Origin of the sequence: Streptomyces sp. NPDC021225, assembly GCF_044332865.1 — a bacterium.
Lineage (GTDB): Bacteria > Actinomycetota > Actinomycetes > Streptomycetales > Streptomycetaceae > Streptomyces.
Genome location: NZ_JBIRPV010000007.1, coordinates 479,136 through 495,242, shown reverse-complemented (window position 1 = coordinate 495,242; position 16,107 = coordinate 479,136). Strand labels below are relative to the sequence as shown.

Below are 16,107 nucleotides of genomic sequence, written 5' to 3'. Positions count from 1 at the left end.
CGGCTGTGAAGGATCATGCCAAAACGGCGGCGGCGGGCCCAGTCCCCCGGGGAGACCGGCCCGCCCGACCGGGGTGTCGAATCAGCCCACTTCGGGATCGACCACCCATGCGCCATGGCGCATCACGCCCACCACCGCGAAGTCCTCGCCGAGCACCACGAGATCGGCGTCCTTGCCCGCCTCGAGCGAGCCCACCCGGTCGTCCAGGCCGAGGACCTTCGCGGGGGTGGCGGACAGCGCCCGTACGGCCTCGGGCACGCTCAGCCCGTCCAGGGTCACGGCCCGCGCGAAGGCGCGGTCCAGGGTCAGGGTCGAGCCCGCGATGGAACCGGCCGTCGGGCCGGTGCTGATCCGCGCGACCCCGTCGGTGACCTCGACCTCCATCGGGCCCAGCGGATAGATCCCGTCGCTCATGCCGGCCGCGCCCATCGCGTCCGTGATGAAGGCGACCCGGCCGGCGCCCGCGCGGTGGAAGGCGAGCCGCAGCGCGGCGGGGTGCAGATGCGTGCCGTCGTTGATCAGCTCGACGGTGACCCGCTCGTCCTCCAGCAGCGCGGCGACCGGCCCCGGCTCGCGGTGCAGCAGCGGCGGCATCGCGTTGAACAGGTGGGTCGCCACGGTCGCGCCCGCCTCGACGGCCTCGAGCGCGGCGTCGTACGCGGCGTCGGTGTGGCCGACGGCCGCGATGACGCCGCTGTCGGCCAGCAGCCGTACGGAGTCCAGGCCGCCGGGCAGTTCGGGCGCCAGGGTCACCATCTTCGCGGTGCCGCGGGCGGCGTCGACGAGCTTGCGCACATCCGCCGGGTCCGGGTGGCGCAGCAGCGACGGCTGGTGGGCGCCGCAGCGGTGCGGGGAGATGAACGGGCCCTCGAAGTGGACGCCGGCCAGCTCGCCCTGTTCGACCAGCTCGGACAGCGCCGCGGCCTGCCGGGCGAGGTCGTCGAGGTCGCCGGTGACGGTGGAGGCGAGCAGAGTGGTGGTGCCGTGGCGGCGGTGCGTATGAGCGACGGTGAGGGCTTCCTCGGCGGTGCCGGACGAGAAGGACGCGCCGCCGCCGCCGTGCACGTGCATATCGACGAAGCCGGGGACGATCCAGTGGCCGGTCAGGTCGAGCGCCGGGCCGTCAGGGGCCCCCTCGCCACCCGCCGTCGGTGCGCTGCCCGCGCCCGCCTCGACGATGTGCCGCCCTTCGACCGTCACCCGCCCGTTCTCGACCACCCCGGTCGGCAGCACCACTCGGGCGCCCCTGAGAACCGTTCGAGCCGTTCGAGCCGTTCGTCCGACCATCAGGCGCTTACCTCCGTGGAGAGAAGATCCCAGGCGAGCAGACCCGCGCCCAGGCATCCGGCGGTGTCCCCGAGGGCCGCCGGGACGATAGAGGGCAGCTTCTGGAACGTGATCCGCTCCTCGACCGCCGTGCGCAGCGGCGCGAACAGGGTCTCGCCGGCCTCGGCGAGCCCCCCGCCGATGATCAGTATTCCGGGGTCCAGCAGGGTGACCCCGGTGACCAGGCCGTCGGCGAGCGCGCCCACGGCCTCGTGCCATACCTCCACGGCCCGCGGGTCGCCGGACTCGACGGCCTTGGCGCAGTCCGCGGCGTCCGCCTCGGGGTCACCGCTCGCCCGCGCCCAGGCGCGGCCCACCGCGGAGGCGGAGGCGAGCGTCTCCAGACAGCCCGACTGCCCGCATCCGCACGCCGGGCCGCCCGGCCGTACGACGATGTGGCCGATCTCGCCCGAGGAGCCGTTGGCGCCGGGGTCGACGCGTCCGCCGATGCCGATGGCGCCCGCGATGCCGGTGCCCAGCGACACGAACAGAAAGCGGCCGGCCCCTTCGCCCGCTCCTATCCGCCCCTCGGCGAGCCCGCCCATCCGTACGTCGTGGGCGAGCGCGACCGGCGTCCCGGCGAGCCGTTCGGCCAGCAGGGCACGCAGCGGCACATCGCGCCAGCCGAGGTTGGCGGCGAAGACGGCGATGCCGCGGGCCTCGTCGAGGACCCCGGGCACGCCGACCCCGGCCGCTGCGGCCGGCCCGCCGTACCGCTGCTCGCCGATCGCGCGCAGCTCGGCGGCGAAGTCGAGGATCCCGGCGACGACGGCCTCCGGGCCGCGCTCCCGGCCCGTGGGCCGCCTGGCCTCATGGAGGAGCGTGCCGTCCGCCCCCACGAGGGCGGCCTTCATACCGGTGCCGCCCACATCGAGGGCGATGACGTGTCTCACGGGAACAGTTTCGCGCGATCCCCGGCGAGAGGTCTAGTCCACTCGCCGTTCAGGCGGTGCTCTAGGCTCCGATTGTCTGCGCAAAGGTGAAGTTCGATACCTAAGCGATATCCGTATGGTGTAGACCCTGTGGAGGAATGCGGGGCAGACTCGCTCGACCCTCCTGGGGACCGGCCAGGAGGGCGGTCAAACCACGAGGGTGGGGAAGAGCAGTGCAGCGTCGGCGATTCATGGGTCTGACGGCGGCGGGTGCCGCGGCGGCGGCGATATCGCCCGCGCTGACGGCGTGCGGAACCGGAAGCGGCGGCTCTGGCGAAGTCACCCTGAAGGTGGTGGCGGCCGACTACGGCGACAGCTCGGCCAACAGCTCGCAGAAGTACTGGGACAAGCTGGCCCGGGCGTTCGAGGCCAAGCACAAGGACATCAAGGTCGATGTCACGATCCTGAGCTGGACCGAGATCGACAAGCGCCTCGGCGAGATGGTCAAGAAGGGCGAGGCCCCGGACATCGCGCAGATCGGCGCGTACGCCGACTTCGCCGCCGAGGGCAAGCTCTACCGCGCCGACCAGATGCTCTCCATACCCACCCAGGCCGGGTTCATCGACTCCATCGCGCGGGCGGGCGAGGTCAAGCGGGTGGCGTACGGGCTGCCCTTCGTCTCGAGCGCCCGGCTCTTCTTCTACAACAAGGGGCTGTTCGACCAGGCCGGCATCACCTCGGTCCCGGAGACCTGGGCCGAGCTGAAGGAAGCCGCCGTCCAGCTCAAGGCGATCGGAGTGAAGATCCCCTACGGGCTGCCGCTCGGCCCCGAGGAGGGACAGGGCGAGGCCCTGATGTGGCTGCTCGGCGGCGGTGGCGGCTACAGCGACTCCAACGGCAGCTACACCATCGACTCGACCCAGAACATCAAGACCCTCGAGTGGCTGCGCGACGAGCTGGTCGGCAAGGGCCTCACCGGCCCCGACGCCCCGGCCCGCACCAACCGCCAGGACATCTTCGACGCCTTCACGCGCGGCGAGGTCGGCATGCTCAACGGCCACCCGACCCTGATGCAGCAGGCGGACGGCCACGGCATCAAGTACGGCACCGCGCCGCTGCCCGGCCGCGACGGGAAGTCCACCTCCACCCTCGGCGTCGCCGACTGGATCATGGCCTTCAAGCAGAACGGCAACCGTAGACAGGCGGGGCTCTTCCTGGACTTCCTGTACGACCGGAAGAACGTGCTCGACTTCACCACCCAGTACGACCTGCTGCCGGTGACCACCAAGGCCTCCGAGGAGATGCGCAAGGAGACCCAGTACAAGCGGCTGTGGAAGTTCCTCGACGAGCTGGGGACGGCGCAGTTCTACCCGGTGGACAAGACCTCCTGGGCGACGGTCAACCAGAACCTGAAGAACAAGATCGGCGCGGCGGTGGCCAAGGGCGGCGACCCGGCGGGCGTGCTCAGCGAGGTCCAGCGCGAGGCCGACGCGATGGAGAGCGCGGCGAGCTAGCGATGGAGCACGGCGGGCAGGACGCGCAGGGGGACGGGCGCGGCGAGAGCGAGTACGGGGACGAGCGTACGGATGAGCGTAGGGAGGGGCGTACGGACGGGCCGGGCGAGGCGCCCGGCGAGGCGGCCGGCCTCTCCGAGCGGGACCGGGCCGTGCTCGCCGTGGAGCGGCACGGCTGGCCGGGCCCCGGCGCCAAGGAGCGTGCGATACGCGAGCGGCTCGGCATCTCGCCGACCCGCTACTACCAGCTCCTCAACGCCCTCCTGGACGACCCCCGCGCCCTCGCCCACGACCCGGTGACCGTCAACCGCCTGCGCCGCGTGCGCGAGGCGAGGCGCGGACGCCGCTGAACGAATCCGGATCGCCCCACCTTCCCACCCGCCCCGGCGATAGGGTCGGCCGCATGGGCAGCCACAGCCACCCTCTTCCCGTACCCACGACAGCGGCCGGCCGTGAAGGCCTCGACGCGATCCTCCAGCGGCCCGGGGAAGCCGTCGTCGCACTCGACTTCGACGGCACCCTCGCCGACATCGTCCCCGACCCCGACCAGGCGCGCGCCCACCCCGGCGCCGTGCCCGCGCTCTCCCGACTCGCCCCGCGGCTGGGCTCCGTCGCGGTGATCACCGGCCGTCCCGCCGCCCTCGCCGTGGAGTACGGCGGCTTCGCCGAGGCCCCGGACCTCGACCACCTCGTGGTCCTCGGCCACTACGGCGCCGAGCGCTGGGACGCCGCCGACCGCGAGGTCACCGCCCCGCCCCCGCACCCGGGCGTTGCGGCGGCCCAGGCCGGCATCCCGGACGTACTCGCCGCGGTCGGCGCCGCGCGCGGCGCCACCGTGGAGGAGAAGGGGCGCGCCGTCGCCGTCCACACCCGCCGCGCCGCCGACCCGCAGGGCGCCTTCGAGGCGCTGCGCGAGCCGGTGCGGCGGCTCGCCGAGCGGCACGGGTTGATCGTGGAGCCCGGCCGCCTGGTGCTCGAACTGCGCCCGCCGGGCGTGGACAAGGGTGTCGCCCTCACCGAGCACGTACGCGAGACCGGGGCCTCGGCGGTGCTGTACGCGGGCGACGACCTGGGGGACCTGGCCGCGTTCGCGGCGGTGGAGCGGTTGAGGGCGCAGGGGGTGCCGGGGGTGCTGGTGTGCAGCGGCAGCAGCGAGGTCACCGAGCTGGCCCAGCGGGCCGACCTGGTGGTCGACGGCCCCGCGGGTGTCGTCGCCCTGCTGACGGCGCTGGCCGCGGCGGTCGAGGACCGCTAGCTCGCGCCTTCCCGAACCGGGGCTCCGCCCCGGACCCCGGTCCTCAAACGCCGGACGGGCTGGCTGTGCTTTGCCCTCAAGCGCCGGGCGGGCTTAGTCCAGCCCGTCCGGCGCTTGAGGACACGCCCGAAGGGCGTCCGGGGGTCCGGGGGCTTGCCCCCGGTTGCGGGAAGGGGCGGGTAGGGGACAAGGCCCGCCGCAGGCGTCAGACATCCGTCAGCTCGCGCAGCTGCGCGAGGAACCACTGCGCGGGCGGCAGCGCAGTCGCCGCCGCGGCCAGCCGCTTCGTGCGCTCCGCCCGCTCGCCGTCCCCCATCGACAGCGCCTCGTGCAGCGCCCGCGCCGTCGCCTCGATGTCGTACGGGTTCACCACCAGCGCGTCGGCGCCCAGCTCCGCGTACGCCCCGGCCTCCCGCGAGAGCACCAGCGCGCACCCCTGCTCGGAGACCACCGGCACCTCCTTGGCGACCAGGTTCATCCCGTCCCGGATCGGGTTGACCAGGGCCACGTCCGCCAGCCGGTAGGCCGCGAGCGACCGCGCGAAGTCGTCCTTCACATGGAGGGCGACCGGCTGCCAGCCTTCCGTGCCGTAGTCGGCGTTGATCGCGTCGGCGACCCGCCGCACCTCGTCCGTGTAGTCGCGGTAGACGGCCAGGTCCTGGCGGGAGGGGTAGGCGAAGGCCACGTGCACCACGCGCTCCCGCCACTCGGGGCGGGTCTCCAGCAGCCGCCGGTAGGCCAGCAGCCCGCGGACGATGTTCTTGGACAGCTCGGTGCGGTCCACCCGGACGACGGTCTTGCGCCCGGGGCCGATCTGCGCGCGCAGGGCCGTCAGCCGCTCGTCGACGTCCGCGGCCCGGGACCGCTTCCGCAGGAAATCCGCGTCCGCGCCGAGGCCGTGCACGCCCAGCCGGGTCTCGCGCCCCTCGAGGCGCACGGACAGCCGCGGGCCGTCCCGCACCACCTCCGCGCCGAGCACGGCCGCGGCGCAGTCGGCGAAGGCCAGGGCCCAGCGCTCGGTGAGGAACGCGGCGCGGTCGCCGCCCAGGATGCCGCGCAGCACGTCCGCCGCCACGTCGTCCGGCAGCAGCCGGTAGTAGTCCGGGGGCGCCCAGGGGGTGTGCGAGAAATGGCCGATCCGCAGGTCCGGCCGGCGCTCGCGGAGCAGTCCTGGCACCAGCGCCAGGTGGTAGTCCTGGATCAGCACGGCGGCGCCGTCGGCGGCCTCCTGGGCGAGGGCGTCCGCGAAGGCCGCGTTGTACGTCCGGTAGGCGTCCCACTGGGCGCGGAACTCCGCGCCGAAGACCGGCTCCAGCGGCGTCTGGTAGAGCAGGTGGTGGACGAACCACAGCACCGAGTTCGCGATGCCGTTGTACGCGGCGTCGAAGATCTCCGGCGCGATGTCGAGCATCCGCACCAGCTGTCCGCCGGTGTCGCCCGGGTCCAGATGGCCGGGCCCGGCCCGCCGGGCCGCCTCGCGGTCGCCGTCGCCCAGCGCCGCGCAGACCCACACCGCGCCGGCGTCCGGCCCTATGGCGCTGAGGCCGGAGACCAGCCCGCCGCCGCCGCGCTTGGGGGCAAGCGACCCGTCCTCCCGCAGGGCGTACGAGACCGGGCCGCGGTTGGACGCGACGAGGACCTGTGCAGCAGTGTGCTCAGAGGCCATGTCGCGTACCTAGCCATCCCACGCGTCGCGCAAACGTGCGTGCGGTTTCTTCCCCCTCACGCCGCCCGCCGCTCCGCGTACTCCGGGATCTCGATCATCGGCGGCCGCTCCTCCGTGTCCACGGCGCTCGTCCGCGCCACAAAACCGCCCTCGTCCCGGTCGAACTGGGTCAGCCGCGGCCGCACCAGATGCCCGCGCGCCAGCCGCAGCTGGGCCGTGCGGTAGATCGTGGCCGCCATCCGGCCGAGCGCCTGCGGGTCCTGGTGGCGGTGTTTGCGCACGCCGAGGTCGACCTGGGCGAGCGCGCCGAGTCCGACCGTGTGCAGCGAGTCGATGAGAATGGCCAGCTCCACCCCGTATCCGACGGGGAAGGGCAGCCGCTCCAGCAGCGAGCGGCGCGCCGCGTACTCGCCGCCGAGCGGCTGTACGAAACCGGCCAGCTGCGGCCAGTGCAGATTGAGCAGCGGCCGGGCGACCAGCTCGGTGACCCGCCCGCCCTGGCCGGAGGCGTTGCCGAGCGGCCGGTCGTACATCCCCTTGACCAGGTGTACGTCCGGGTCGGTCAGCAGCGGGCCGACGATCCCGGAGACGAAGCGCGCGTCGAATTCCCGCAGGTCGGCGTCTATGAAGCAGATGATGTCGCCGCTGGTCGCCAGCAGCGAGCGCCACAGCACCTCGCCCTTGCCGGGCAGCGTGGGCAGCTCGGGCAGCACGGCGTCGCGGTGCACCACCCTCGCACCGGCCGCCGCGGCGACCTCGGCGGTGCGGTCGGTGGACCCGGAGTCCATCACCACCAGCTCGTCGACCAGCGGGGCGGCCTCGCCCATCAGCTCGCGGCGGATGGCCGCGGCGATCTCGCCGACCGTCGCCTCCTCGTTGAGGGCGGGCAGGACGACGCTCACGGTCCTGCCCGTGGCGCGCTTGGCGGCCAGCAGGCGGTCGAGCGGACGGTCGCCGGCGGACCAGGACCGCTCCTTCAGCCAGCGTTCCACCTCTTCCAGCACGGCCATGCCTCCCTGTTGTGCCTGGCGCGCGTCAGCTGTGACCCATCTCGCGCCTCGGACGACTATCTCAACCATCCAGGCCTTCGGTTACAGTCTTGAACAACGCACGTGACCGTCGTATGTCGGGGGTCCGCGTGCGACAAAAACGCCGCGCTGTGCCCGGCGTCATACCGCTCATCCAGAGGGGCAGAGGGAACGGCCCGTTGAAGCCCCGGCAACCCTCCAGCCGGTCCTGCGTTCTACGCGAAGCGGGGCCCCGGCTCGGGAAGGTGCCAATTCCGGCTCGCGGCGAGATGCGCCGTGAGGAAGATGAGGAGAAAGGGCCTCGCCTCCCATGGCTGTGCAAGCTGTCGAAAGCTCCACCACCTCTTCCGTCTCGCTCGGTCCCGCCGTCGCACTGTCCTGTCGCGAGTGCGGTGAGCGTTTCCCCCTCGGCCCCATTTTCGCCTGTGTGGAGTGTTTCGGGCCGCTCGAGGTCGCGTACGACCTGCCGACCGGCGACCCGGAGGGGCTGCGCCGGCGGATCGAGGCGGGCCCGAACAACATCTGGCGCTACGCCCCGCTGCTGCCCGTCCCGGCGGACGTGGCCGACAAGCCCAACATCAACCCCGGGTTCACCAAGCTGGTGAAGGCCGACAACCTCGCCCGCGAGCTGGGCGTGACCGGCGAGCTGCACATCAAGGACGACTCCGGGAACCCGACGCACTCCTTCAAGGACCGCGTCGTCGCCCAGGCCGTCGAGGCCGCCCGCGCCTTCGGCTTCACCACCCTCTCCTGCTCCTCCACCGGCAACCTCGCGGGCGCGGTCGGCGCCGCGGCCGCCCGCGCGGGCCTGCGCTCCTGCACCTTCATCCCGCACGACCTGGAGCAGGGCAAGGTCGTCATGGCCGCGATCTACGGCGGTGACCTGGTCGCCATCGAGGGCACCTACGACGACGTCAACCGCTTCTGCAGCGAGCTGATCGGCGACCCGGCGGGCGAGGGCTGGGGCTTTGTCAACGTCAACCTCCGCCCGTACTACGCGGAGGGGTCCAAGACCCTCGCGTACGAGATCTGCGAACAGCTCGGCTGGCGGCTGCCGGACCAGCTCGTCATCCCGATCGCCTCGGGCTCGCAGCTGACGAAGATCGACAAGGGGCTGAAGGAGCTCATCGAGCTCGGCCTGGTCGAGGACAAGCCGTACAAGATCTTCGGCGCCCAGGCCGAGGGCTGCTCCCCGGTCTCCACCGCCTTCAAGGCGGGCCAGGACGTGGTGCGGCCGCAGAAGCCGAACACCATCGCCAAGTCGCTGGCCATCGGCAACCCGGCGGACGGGCCGTATGTACTGGACATCGCGCGCCGCACGGGCGGGGCGGTGGAGGACGTGAACGACGAGCAGATCGTGGACGCGATCAAGCTGCTGGCCCGTACGGAGGGGATCTTCGCGGAGACCGCCGGCGGGGTGACCCTGGGCGTGACGAGGAAGCTGCTCGAGAACGGGGTGCTGGACCCCACCCTCACCACCGTCGTGCTCAACACCGGCGACGGCCTCAAGACGCTCGACGCGGTCGCCCCGACGAGTGGACCCACGGCGGTGATCCGCCCCAGCCTCGACGCGTTCCGCGAAGCTGGTCTGGCCTGAATCGGGCCCGCTCAAACCAGCTGGCTTGAATTCGCCCCTCGAATTCGCCCTCGCCCCCCGCAGCAGTTCCCTTGGAAGGTGAAACCCTCATGAGCGTCAATGTCCGGATCCCCACCATCCTGCGCACCTACACCGGCGGGCAGGCCGAGGTCAGTGCCGAGGGCGCGACCCTCTCCGAGGTCCTCGCGGACCTGGACCGGAATCACCAGGGCATTGCGGCCCGCGTCCTGGACGACACCGGCAAGCTGCGCCGTTTCGTCAATGTCTACGTCAATGACGACGACGTTCGCTTCTCCGAGGGCCTGGAGACCGCGACTCCGGACGGCGCCGGTGTCTCGATCATTCCGGCGGTCGCGGGCGGCTGCTGAGCCGGTCGCTCCCCCGCCACAGGCCGGTTGTGGCCCCGCCGCGGGCCGATGTGAGCCGGCCGTACCCCCGAGGTAAACGGAATCGCCCGGTCCTGATAGAAACGGACCGGGCGATTCCGTGTGTTGAATCGCGCTACAGTTGAGCCGTTCCCCTTCTGTTGGCCTCATGGGCGGCCGCATATGAGAACTCGTCAACTTGTGCGTAAAGTGTGCGCGTGAATTGTCGGGTTGATTCCCTTATGCCTGGCCCGACTTGCCCGGAATTCACGGGAATTCTCCACTTATTACCGATCGACCGTCGCCAGAATTCTCGTCCGATTGACCTGTTGCACAGGGCAGTGGGACAGATACATTCAGCGGCGGTCGACGCGTTCCGGCGCACACCCCCCACGACCGGGGGGTGAGGTCTGACCCGGGTCCGCGGAGTGCGGTCCTGCGCAGGGGCCAGCAATAGGGGAGTTAGGAATGGCTCAGGGCACCGTCAAGTGGTTCAACGCGGAGAAGGGGTACGGCTTCATCGCGGTCGACGGTGGTGCGGACGTGTTCGTCCACTACAGCGCGATCCAGATGGACGGTTACCGCACCCTCGAAGAAGGCCAGCGGGTCGAGTTCGAGATCTCGCAGGGCCAGAAGGGGCCGCAGGCGGACATGGTCCGCGTGGCTGTTGGCTGAAGCGCCGACGCGAGGCACTGACTGGACCGTTCAAAGGGCTCGTACCCCCTAGGGGCACGGGCCCTTTGACATGCGTGTTCACATGGGTGTTGACCTGTGCGCCGATGGCCGCTCACGACCGCCTTGTCCCAAGCTGTCACCCCACTCACGCTTGCACTCTCAGGGGTCGAGTGCTAATCATTGGCGTTAGCACTCTGAAGGTGAGAGTGACAGAAGGATCGGGTCGGTGAGGTCCGTCAGGCCACGCGGGGCAAGGAACCGCGGGGCAGACAGGCCGTCCGTCGCGGGCGCCAGGCGCGGTCCGGAGCAATCCACCCCGTCTTGGGAGGACCACTTCACATGGCCAAGATCATCGCGTTCAACGAGGAGGCGCGGCGCGGCCTCGAGCGCGGGATGAACCAGCTCGCCGACGCCGTCAAGGTCACCCTCGGCCCCAAGGGTCGCAACGTCGTCCTCGAGAAGAAGTGGGGCGCCCCCACGATCACCAACGATGGTGTTTCCATCGCCAAGGAGATCGAACTCGAGGACCCGTACGAGAAGATCGGCGCCGAGCTGGTCAAGGAGGTCGCGAAGAAGACGGACGACGTCGCCGGTGACGGCACGACGACCGCGACCGTCCTCGCCCAGGCGCTGGTCAAGGAGGGCCTGCGGAACGTCGCCGCGGGCGCCAACCCGATGGCCCTCAAGCGCGGCATCGAGAAGGCCGTCGAGGCCGTCTCCGCCCAGCTGCTCGAGCAGGCCAAGGACGTGGAGACCAAGGAGCAGATCGCCTCCACCGCCTCCATCTCCGCCGCCGACACCCAGATCGGCGAGCTCATCGCCGAGGCGATGGACAAGGTCGGCAAGGAAGGCGTCATCACCGTCGAGGAGTCGCAGACCTTCGGGCTCGAGCTTGAGCTCACCGAGGGCATGCGCTTCGACAAGGGCTACATCTCCCCGTACTTCGCCACCGACATGGAGCGTATGGAGGCGTCGCTCGACGACCCGTACATCCTGATCGTCAACTCGAAGATCACCAGCGTGAAGGACCTCCTCCCGTTGCTGGAGAAGGTCATGCAGTCGGGCAAGCCGCTGCTGATCATCGCCGAGGACATCGAGGGCGAGGCCCTGGCGACCCTGGTCGTCAACAAGATCCGTGGCACCTTCAAGTCCGTTGCCGTCAAGGCCCCGGGCTTCGGTGACCGCCGCAAGGCCATGCTCGGCGACATCGCCATCCTCACCGGTGGCACCGTCATCTCCGAGGAGGTCGGCCTCAAGCTGGAGAACGCGGGCATCGACCTGCTGGGCCGCGCCCGCAAGGTGACCGTCACCAAGGACGAGACCACCATCGTGGACGGCGCCGGCGACACCGACCAGGTGCAGGGCCGCGTCAACCAGATCCGCGCCGAGATCGAGTCCTCGGACTCGGACTACGACCGCGAGAAGCTCCAGGAGCGCCTGGCGAAGCTGGCCGGCGGCGTGGCCGTCATCAAGGCCGGTGCCGCCACCGAGGTCGAGCTCAAGGAGCGCAAGCACCGCATCGAGGACGCGGTGCGCAACGCCAAGGCCGCCGTCGAGGAGGGCATCGTCGCCGGTGGTGGCGTGGCCCTGCTCCAGACCGTCTCGGTCTTCGAGAAGCTGGAGCTCGAGGGCGACGAGGCCACCGGTGCCCAGGCCGTGCGCCTGGCGCTCGAGGCCCCGCTGAAGCAGATCGCGGTCAACGCCGGCCTCGAGGGCGGCGTCGTGGTGGAGAAGGTGCGCAACCTCACCCCGGGCCACGGCCTCAACGCCGCGACCGGCGAGTACGTCGACCTGATCGCCGAGGGCATCATCGACCCGGCCAAGGTCACGCGCTCCGCGCTGCAGAACGCCGCGTCGATCGCCGCGCTGTTCCTGACCACCGAGGCCGTCATCGCCGACAAGCCGGAGAAGGCCGCCGCGGCGGGCGCTCCGGGCGGCATGCCGGGCGGTGACATGGACTTCTGATCGACGCCTTCCGTCGATCGACCGTCCGAAACGTCGGGGCGGCACCCTCTTCCGGGTGCCGCCCCGACGGCGTTTCAGGACCCGCGCCCTCAGCCGCGCGCGGCCTCCAGCGCGGCCCGCAGATGGCCGTCCGACTCGGTCAGCAGCCGGGTGGCGGTGGGGGCGTCCACCTCGCCGAGGATGGCCAGGATGGCGTGCTTCGTCTCGCCGGCGCTGGCGGCCAGCGCGGCTTCGATCCGCGGGGCGGGGGCCCCGGTGGCGAGGGAGACGATACGGCGCGAGCGCGCCCGCAGCTTGTCGTTCGAGGCGCGCACATCGACCATCAGATTTCCGTAGGTCTTGCCCAGCCGGATCATGGTGATGGTCGAGACCATGTTGAGCACCAGCTTCTGGGCCGTGCCCGCCTTCAGCCGGGTGGAGCCGGTGAGCAGCTCCGGCCCGACCACGATCTCGATGCCGTGCTCGGCGGCCGCCGCGAGCGCCGAACCCGCGTTGCAGGACAGGCCGACGGTGAGCGCGCCGAGCCGGCGGGCGTGCTCGACCGCGCCGACCGCGTACGGGGTGCGGCCGGAGGCGGAGATGCCGACGACGCTGTCCTGGGCGCCGACGGCGAGCGCGTCGAGGTCCGCGGCGGCCAGCTCCTTGCTGTCCTCGGCGCCCTCGACCGAGGTCACCATGGCGGCGGGCCCGCCCGCGATCAGCCCGACGACCTGGCCCGGCCCGGTGTTGAAGGTGGGCGGGCACTCACTGGCGTCGAGCACGCCGAGCCGCCCGGCGGTGCCCGCGCCCATGTAGATCAGCCGGCCGCCGCGGGCCATCCGCTCGGCGATGCCGTCGATGGCGGCGGCAATCCGCGGCAGTTCGGTGGCGACGGCCGCGGGCACGGCCGCGTCCTCGCCGTTCATGATGCGGGCGATCTCGATGGTCTCCAGCCGGTCGATTTCGGCGAGTTCGGGGCGGAATGCCTCGGTGGTGAGCGTGTCCAGCTGGGCGCGCAGCTGTTGTTGGTCAGCGGCGGAAGTCATGGCGAAGCGGCTCTTTCCGGTACGGGGTGTCAACGGGGGGTGTCCCGACTCGGTCAGCGCTCGGTCAGCGGGGTCCGGGCCGGGGGTCATGCCGGTGGGCGAGGGCTTCGTACGAGGCGGCGAGCGCGGGGGCGGCCGCCTCGTACGTACGCTGCGCCACACCTATGAAGAGGCAGTCCACGACGAGGAGTTGGCTGGTGCGGCTGGACATGGCCGCCGGGCGCAGCTCGCTCTCGCGGGCGGTGGAGGTGGTGAGCACCAGATCCGCGTACTGTGCGACCTCGCCGTCGGGGCGGCCGGTGATCGCGACGGTGGTGGCTCCGTGCTCGAAGGCCACCCGCAGGGGCTCGATGACGTCGGTGGTACGGCCCGAATGGGTGATCGCGATGGCGACGTCCCCGGAGTGCAGCTGCACGGCGTTGGTGACCGCGAGGTGCGGGTCGGCGTGCGCGTGGGCTATCAGGCCGATGCGCAGCAGCTTCTGGACCAGGTCCTGGCCGACGAGGCTGGAGGCGCCGACGCCGTAGACGTCGATCCGGCGGGCGGTGGCGAGCGCGCCGACGGCCGCTTCGAGCTGGCTGGTGTCAAGACCGGCGGCGGTGTCGGCCAGGCACTGCTGCTCTTCCTGGGCGAGCTTGGTGACGACGTCGGCGATGGGGTCGTCGACGGCGATGTCGGCCGTGACGGCCGGGGCGCGCCCGGCCGCCTGCTGCGCGGCGAGGGCGGCCAGCGCGAGGCGCAGATCGCGGTAGCCGGGGTAGCCGAGCAGGCGCGAGGTGCGGACCACGGTGGCCTCGCTGGTGCCGGTGCGCTCGGCGAGCCCGGTGACGGTGAGCGCGGCACAGCCGGCCGGATCTCCCGCCACGGCCTCGGCGACGCGCTGCATCGAGCGGGTCATGGAGGGCGCGAGGGTACGGACCTTGGCCGCGAGGGCGGCGGGGGCGGGCGGAGTGGCTTCGGGCACGGTGAAAGTTTCCTTCAGCTTGCTGCTCACCACTGAAAGGTATTTTCACCGCCCGGGGGCAGTCAAGGGTCCGTGCCGGGGCTCGCCCTGCGCCGCTCCATAGCTCCCGGCGCGCTCACCGACGGGCGCCGGCTGTGCGCAAAGGTGACAATGGGGCTCATGAAGCTCGAACATGCACTGCACGCGGCACGGGCGCTCGTGCTCGCCGATCTCGCGGCGGGAGAGGTCGCCCAGGCGGACATCGTCTCTCTCGTCGAGGACTCCATCGCGCACCGCAGGTGGTGGGTCGAGCAGTGGCCGGAAGGGGCCGACTACTTGGCCGGGCTGGTCGCCCAGGACGTACAGGACGCCCTCCTGGAGCGGTACGGCCGCTGGCCACTGTGCCCGGTCTGCACGGAGGGCGGCGATCCGCACGCGCTGGACGTGGAGCCGGAGTTGGGGCCGGATCCGCACTGGGTGTGCGGCAAGACGGCGGTGGCGGTGGCGAGGGTGGGGACGCTCGGGACGATCTGAGGGGTGCGGGGCATGGACGGCCGCCGCTGTCTAGCGTCGCTAGACAACCGAGCGCCGAACATGAACGGGCCGCTCACCCCGTCTTCCGAAGGCCGTCGTGCTCGTCTTCGCCCCGCGGCTCCTGTTCCCGTGCCTCCGAACCGACGATCACGCGCGAAGTGCCCGGCGCCTGATGCGGCAGCCGCGCGGCGAGCGCCGTCGTCCCGACGGCGAGCGCCGCGAGCGCCGCGCCCGTCCAGGCCACGGCCGGGTAGCCCCAGCCCGCGTCGATGACGAGCCCGCCGAGCCAGGGGCCGAGCGTGTTGCCGATGTTGAAGGCGGAGGTCGTGGTCGCGCCCGCGAGGGTCGGGGCGGCGTTCGCGACATTGAACATCCGGGCGTTGAGCGCGGGCCCGGTGAAGAAGGCCGTCACACCGAGCAGCAGCGCCAGGCTCACGGCCACGACCGCGTGGTGCGCGGTCAGCGCCAAGGCGCTCAGCACGACGGCCGTGGCCGTGATGCCGCCGTAGAGCGTGCCGAAGAGATGGGCGTCCGCGATCCGCCCGCCGATCGTCGTCCCCACGATCGCCCCGGCGCCGAACAGCGCCAGCACGCTGGGCACCCAGTCCTCGTCCATCCCGGCCACGTCCGTCAGCAGCGGCGCGAGATACGAGAACAGGCAGAAGACCGCCCCGCCGCTGAGCGCCGTGGTGACCAGCGCCAGCCACACATGCCGGTCGCGGTAGATGGACAGCTCGGCACGGAGCCTCGGCCGGTCCTGCCCGGTCGGCGCCTCCGTACGCGGTACAAGCCCGACCACACCGACGAGCCCGAGCGCCGACAGCGCCGCCACCGCCCAGAAGGCCGCCCGCCACCCGGCGTGCTGACCCAGGAACGCCCCCGCGGGCACGCCCACCACGTTCGCGACGCTCAACCCGCCGAGCATCACCGCCATCGCCCGCGCCCGCGTGTTCACCGGCACCAGCGACACGGCCACCGCCGCCCCCACCGCCCAGAACCCGGCACACGCGAGCGCGCTGACCACCCGGGACGCGAACAGCACCTCGTACGAAGGCGCCACCGCCCCCGCGACCTGGCCAAGCCCGAACACGGCCAGCAGCGCGATCAGCGTCGTCCGGCGCGGGAGCCGCAGCGTGGCGGCGGCGAGCAGCGGCGCGCCGACCACCATCCCGATCGCGAAGGCGGAGATCAGCAGCCCGGCGGTCGGGATCGAGACGTCCATGTCGCGGGCGATGGGTTGCAGCAGCCCGGAGAGCATGAACTCCGAGGTCCCGAGGGCGAAGACGGACAGGCCGAGGACATGGACGGCGACGGGCATACGGACCCGCGCGCGGTCAGCGGG

At 71.8% G+C, this 16,107-nt stretch carries 14 protein-coding genes, 1 pseudogene and 1 riboswitch; of the genes and pseudogenes, 8 read left to right on the top strand and 7 right to left on the bottom strand.

The window, feature by feature from the left end:
• Nucleotides 1-81: 81 nt before the first annotated feature.
• A complete protein-coding gene (gene nagA / locus ACH4S9_RS31030; protein ID WP_311724479.1) occupies nt 82-1,287 on the bottom strand; it encodes an N-acetylglucosamine-6-phosphate deacetylase in 1,206 nt (401 codons plus the stop codon).
• Nucleotides 1,287-2,219 carry an ROK family protein gene (locus ACH4S9_RS31025; RefSeq protein ID WP_358846102.1) on the bottom strand — a complete coding sequence of 311 codons (933 nt, stop codon included), beginning with the start codon at nt 2,217-2,219 and terminating at the stop codon, nt 1,287-1,289. The genes nagA and ACH4S9_RS31025 overlap by 1 nt, the downstream gene beginning before the upstream one ends.
• A 230-nt stretch (nt 2,220-2,449) precedes the next feature.
• On the opposite strand from ACH4S9_RS31025, the gene ACH4S9_RS31020 reads away from it, so the two are divergent.
• From ACH4S9_RS31020 to otsB, 3 genes and pseudogenes are all read left to right on the top strand, one after another.
• Nucleotides 2,450-3,712 (top strand): extracellular solute-binding protein, encoded by a 1,263-nt coding sequence (locus ACH4S9_RS31020; RefSeq protein WP_311724477.1) that lies wholly within the window; start codon nt 2,450-2,452, stop codon nt 3,710-3,712.
• 113 nt (nt 3,713-3,825) lie between these two features.
• Nucleotides 3,826-4,062, top strand: a pseudogene (locus ACH4S9_RS31015) (DUF3263 domain-containing protein); the annotation flags it as partial.
• A gap of 53 nt (nt 4,063-4,115) precedes the next feature.
• Complete coding sequence (otsB, locus tag ACH4S9_RS31010) at nt 4,116-4,967, top strand: trehalose-phosphatase (protein WP_385346998.1); 852 nt, start codon at nt 4,116-4,118, stop codon at nt 4,965-4,967.
• A gap of 205 nt (nt 4,968-5,172) precedes the next feature.
• On the opposite strand, the gene ACH4S9_RS31005 is transcribed toward otsB, so the two are convergent.
• Both ACH4S9_RS31005 and ACH4S9_RS31000 read right to left on the bottom strand, forming a co-directional pair.
• Nucleotides 5,173-6,633 carry a trehalose-6-phosphate synthase gene (locus ACH4S9_RS31005; RefSeq protein WP_398374792.1) on the bottom strand — a complete coding sequence of 487 codons (1,461 nt, stop codon included), beginning with the start codon at nt 6,631-6,633 and terminating at the stop codon, nt 5,173-5,175.
• A 56-nt stretch (nt 6,634-6,689) separates the two neighbouring features.
• The gene (locus ACH4S9_RS31000) at nt 6,690-7,637 is read right to left on the bottom strand and encodes a glucosyl-3-phosphoglycerate synthase (RefSeq protein WP_398374903.1); all 948 of its coding nucleotides are present in this window, start codon (nt 7,635-7,637) and stop codon (nt 6,690-6,692) included.
• A 171-nt stretch (nt 7,638-7,808) separates the two neighbouring features.
• Nucleotides 7,809-7,953, top strand: a riboswitch (SAM riboswitch).
• Between the two features lie 18 nt (nt 7,954-7,971).
• Between ACH4S9_RS31000 and thrC the strand changes: the two genes are divergently transcribed.
• The 4 genes from thrC (at nt 7,972) to groL (ending at nt 12,263) form a co-directional block, all read left to right on the top strand.
• Complete coding sequence (gene thrC / locus ACH4S9_RS30995) at nt 7,972-9,258, top strand: threonine synthase (protein ID WP_385350844.1); 1,287 nt, start codon at nt 7,972-7,974, stop codon at nt 9,256-9,258.
• Between the two features lie 89 nt (nt 9,259-9,347).
• Complete coding sequence (locus ACH4S9_RS30990) at nt 9,348-9,626, top strand: MoaD/ThiS family protein (protein WP_311724471.1); 279 nt, start codon at nt 9,348-9,350, stop codon at nt 9,624-9,626.
• Nucleotides 9,627-10,091: 465 nt separating this feature from the next.
• Entirely contained in the window at nt 10,092-10,298 is a 207-nt protein-coding gene (locus ACH4S9_RS30985) for a cold-shock protein (protein WP_009716982.1), read from the top strand.
• A gap of 339 nt (nt 10,299-10,637) precedes the next feature.
• Complete coding sequence (gene groL / locus ACH4S9_RS30980) at nt 10,638-12,263, top strand: chaperonin GroEL (RefSeq protein ID WP_311724470.1); 1,626 nt, start codon at nt 10,638-10,640, stop codon at nt 12,261-12,263.
• Between the two features lie 89 nt (nt 12,264-12,352).
• On the opposite strand, the gene murQ is transcribed toward groL, so the two are convergent.
• Both murQ and ACH4S9_RS30970 read right to left on the bottom strand, forming a co-directional pair.
• Nucleotides 12,353-13,288, bottom strand: coding sequence for an N-acetylmuramic acid 6-phosphate etherase (gene murQ, locus ACH4S9_RS30975; protein WP_398374789.1), 936 nt, complete (start codon nt 13,286-13,288; stop codon nt 12,353-12,355).
• A gap of 64 nt (nt 13,289-13,352) precedes the next feature.
• Nucleotides 13,353-14,282 carry a MurR/RpiR family transcriptional regulator gene (locus tag ACH4S9_RS30970; RefSeq protein WP_398374787.1) on the bottom strand — a complete coding sequence of 310 codons (930 nt, stop codon included), beginning with the start codon at nt 14,280-14,282 and terminating at the stop codon, nt 13,353-13,355.
• Between the two features lie 120 nt (nt 14,283-14,402).
• Here ACH4S9_RS30970 and ACH4S9_RS30965 point away from each other — a divergent pair, with 120 nt between their 5' ends.
• Nucleotides 14,403-14,765, top strand: a complete 363-nt coding sequence (locus ACH4S9_RS30965) for a hypothetical protein (protein WP_311724466.1) — start codon at nt 14,403-14,405, stop codon at nt 14,763-14,765.
• A 73-nt stretch (nt 14,766-14,838) separates the two neighbouring features.
• Here the strand turns inward: ACH4S9_RS30965 and ACH4S9_RS30960 are convergent, their stop codons facing one another.
• Nucleotides 14,839-16,083, bottom strand: a complete 1,245-nt coding sequence (locus ACH4S9_RS30960; RefSeq protein WP_398374901.1) for a Cmx/CmrA family chloramphenicol efflux MFS transporter — start codon at nt 16,081-16,083, stop codon at nt 14,839-14,841.
• Nucleotides 16,084-16,107 lie beyond the last annotated feature (24 nt).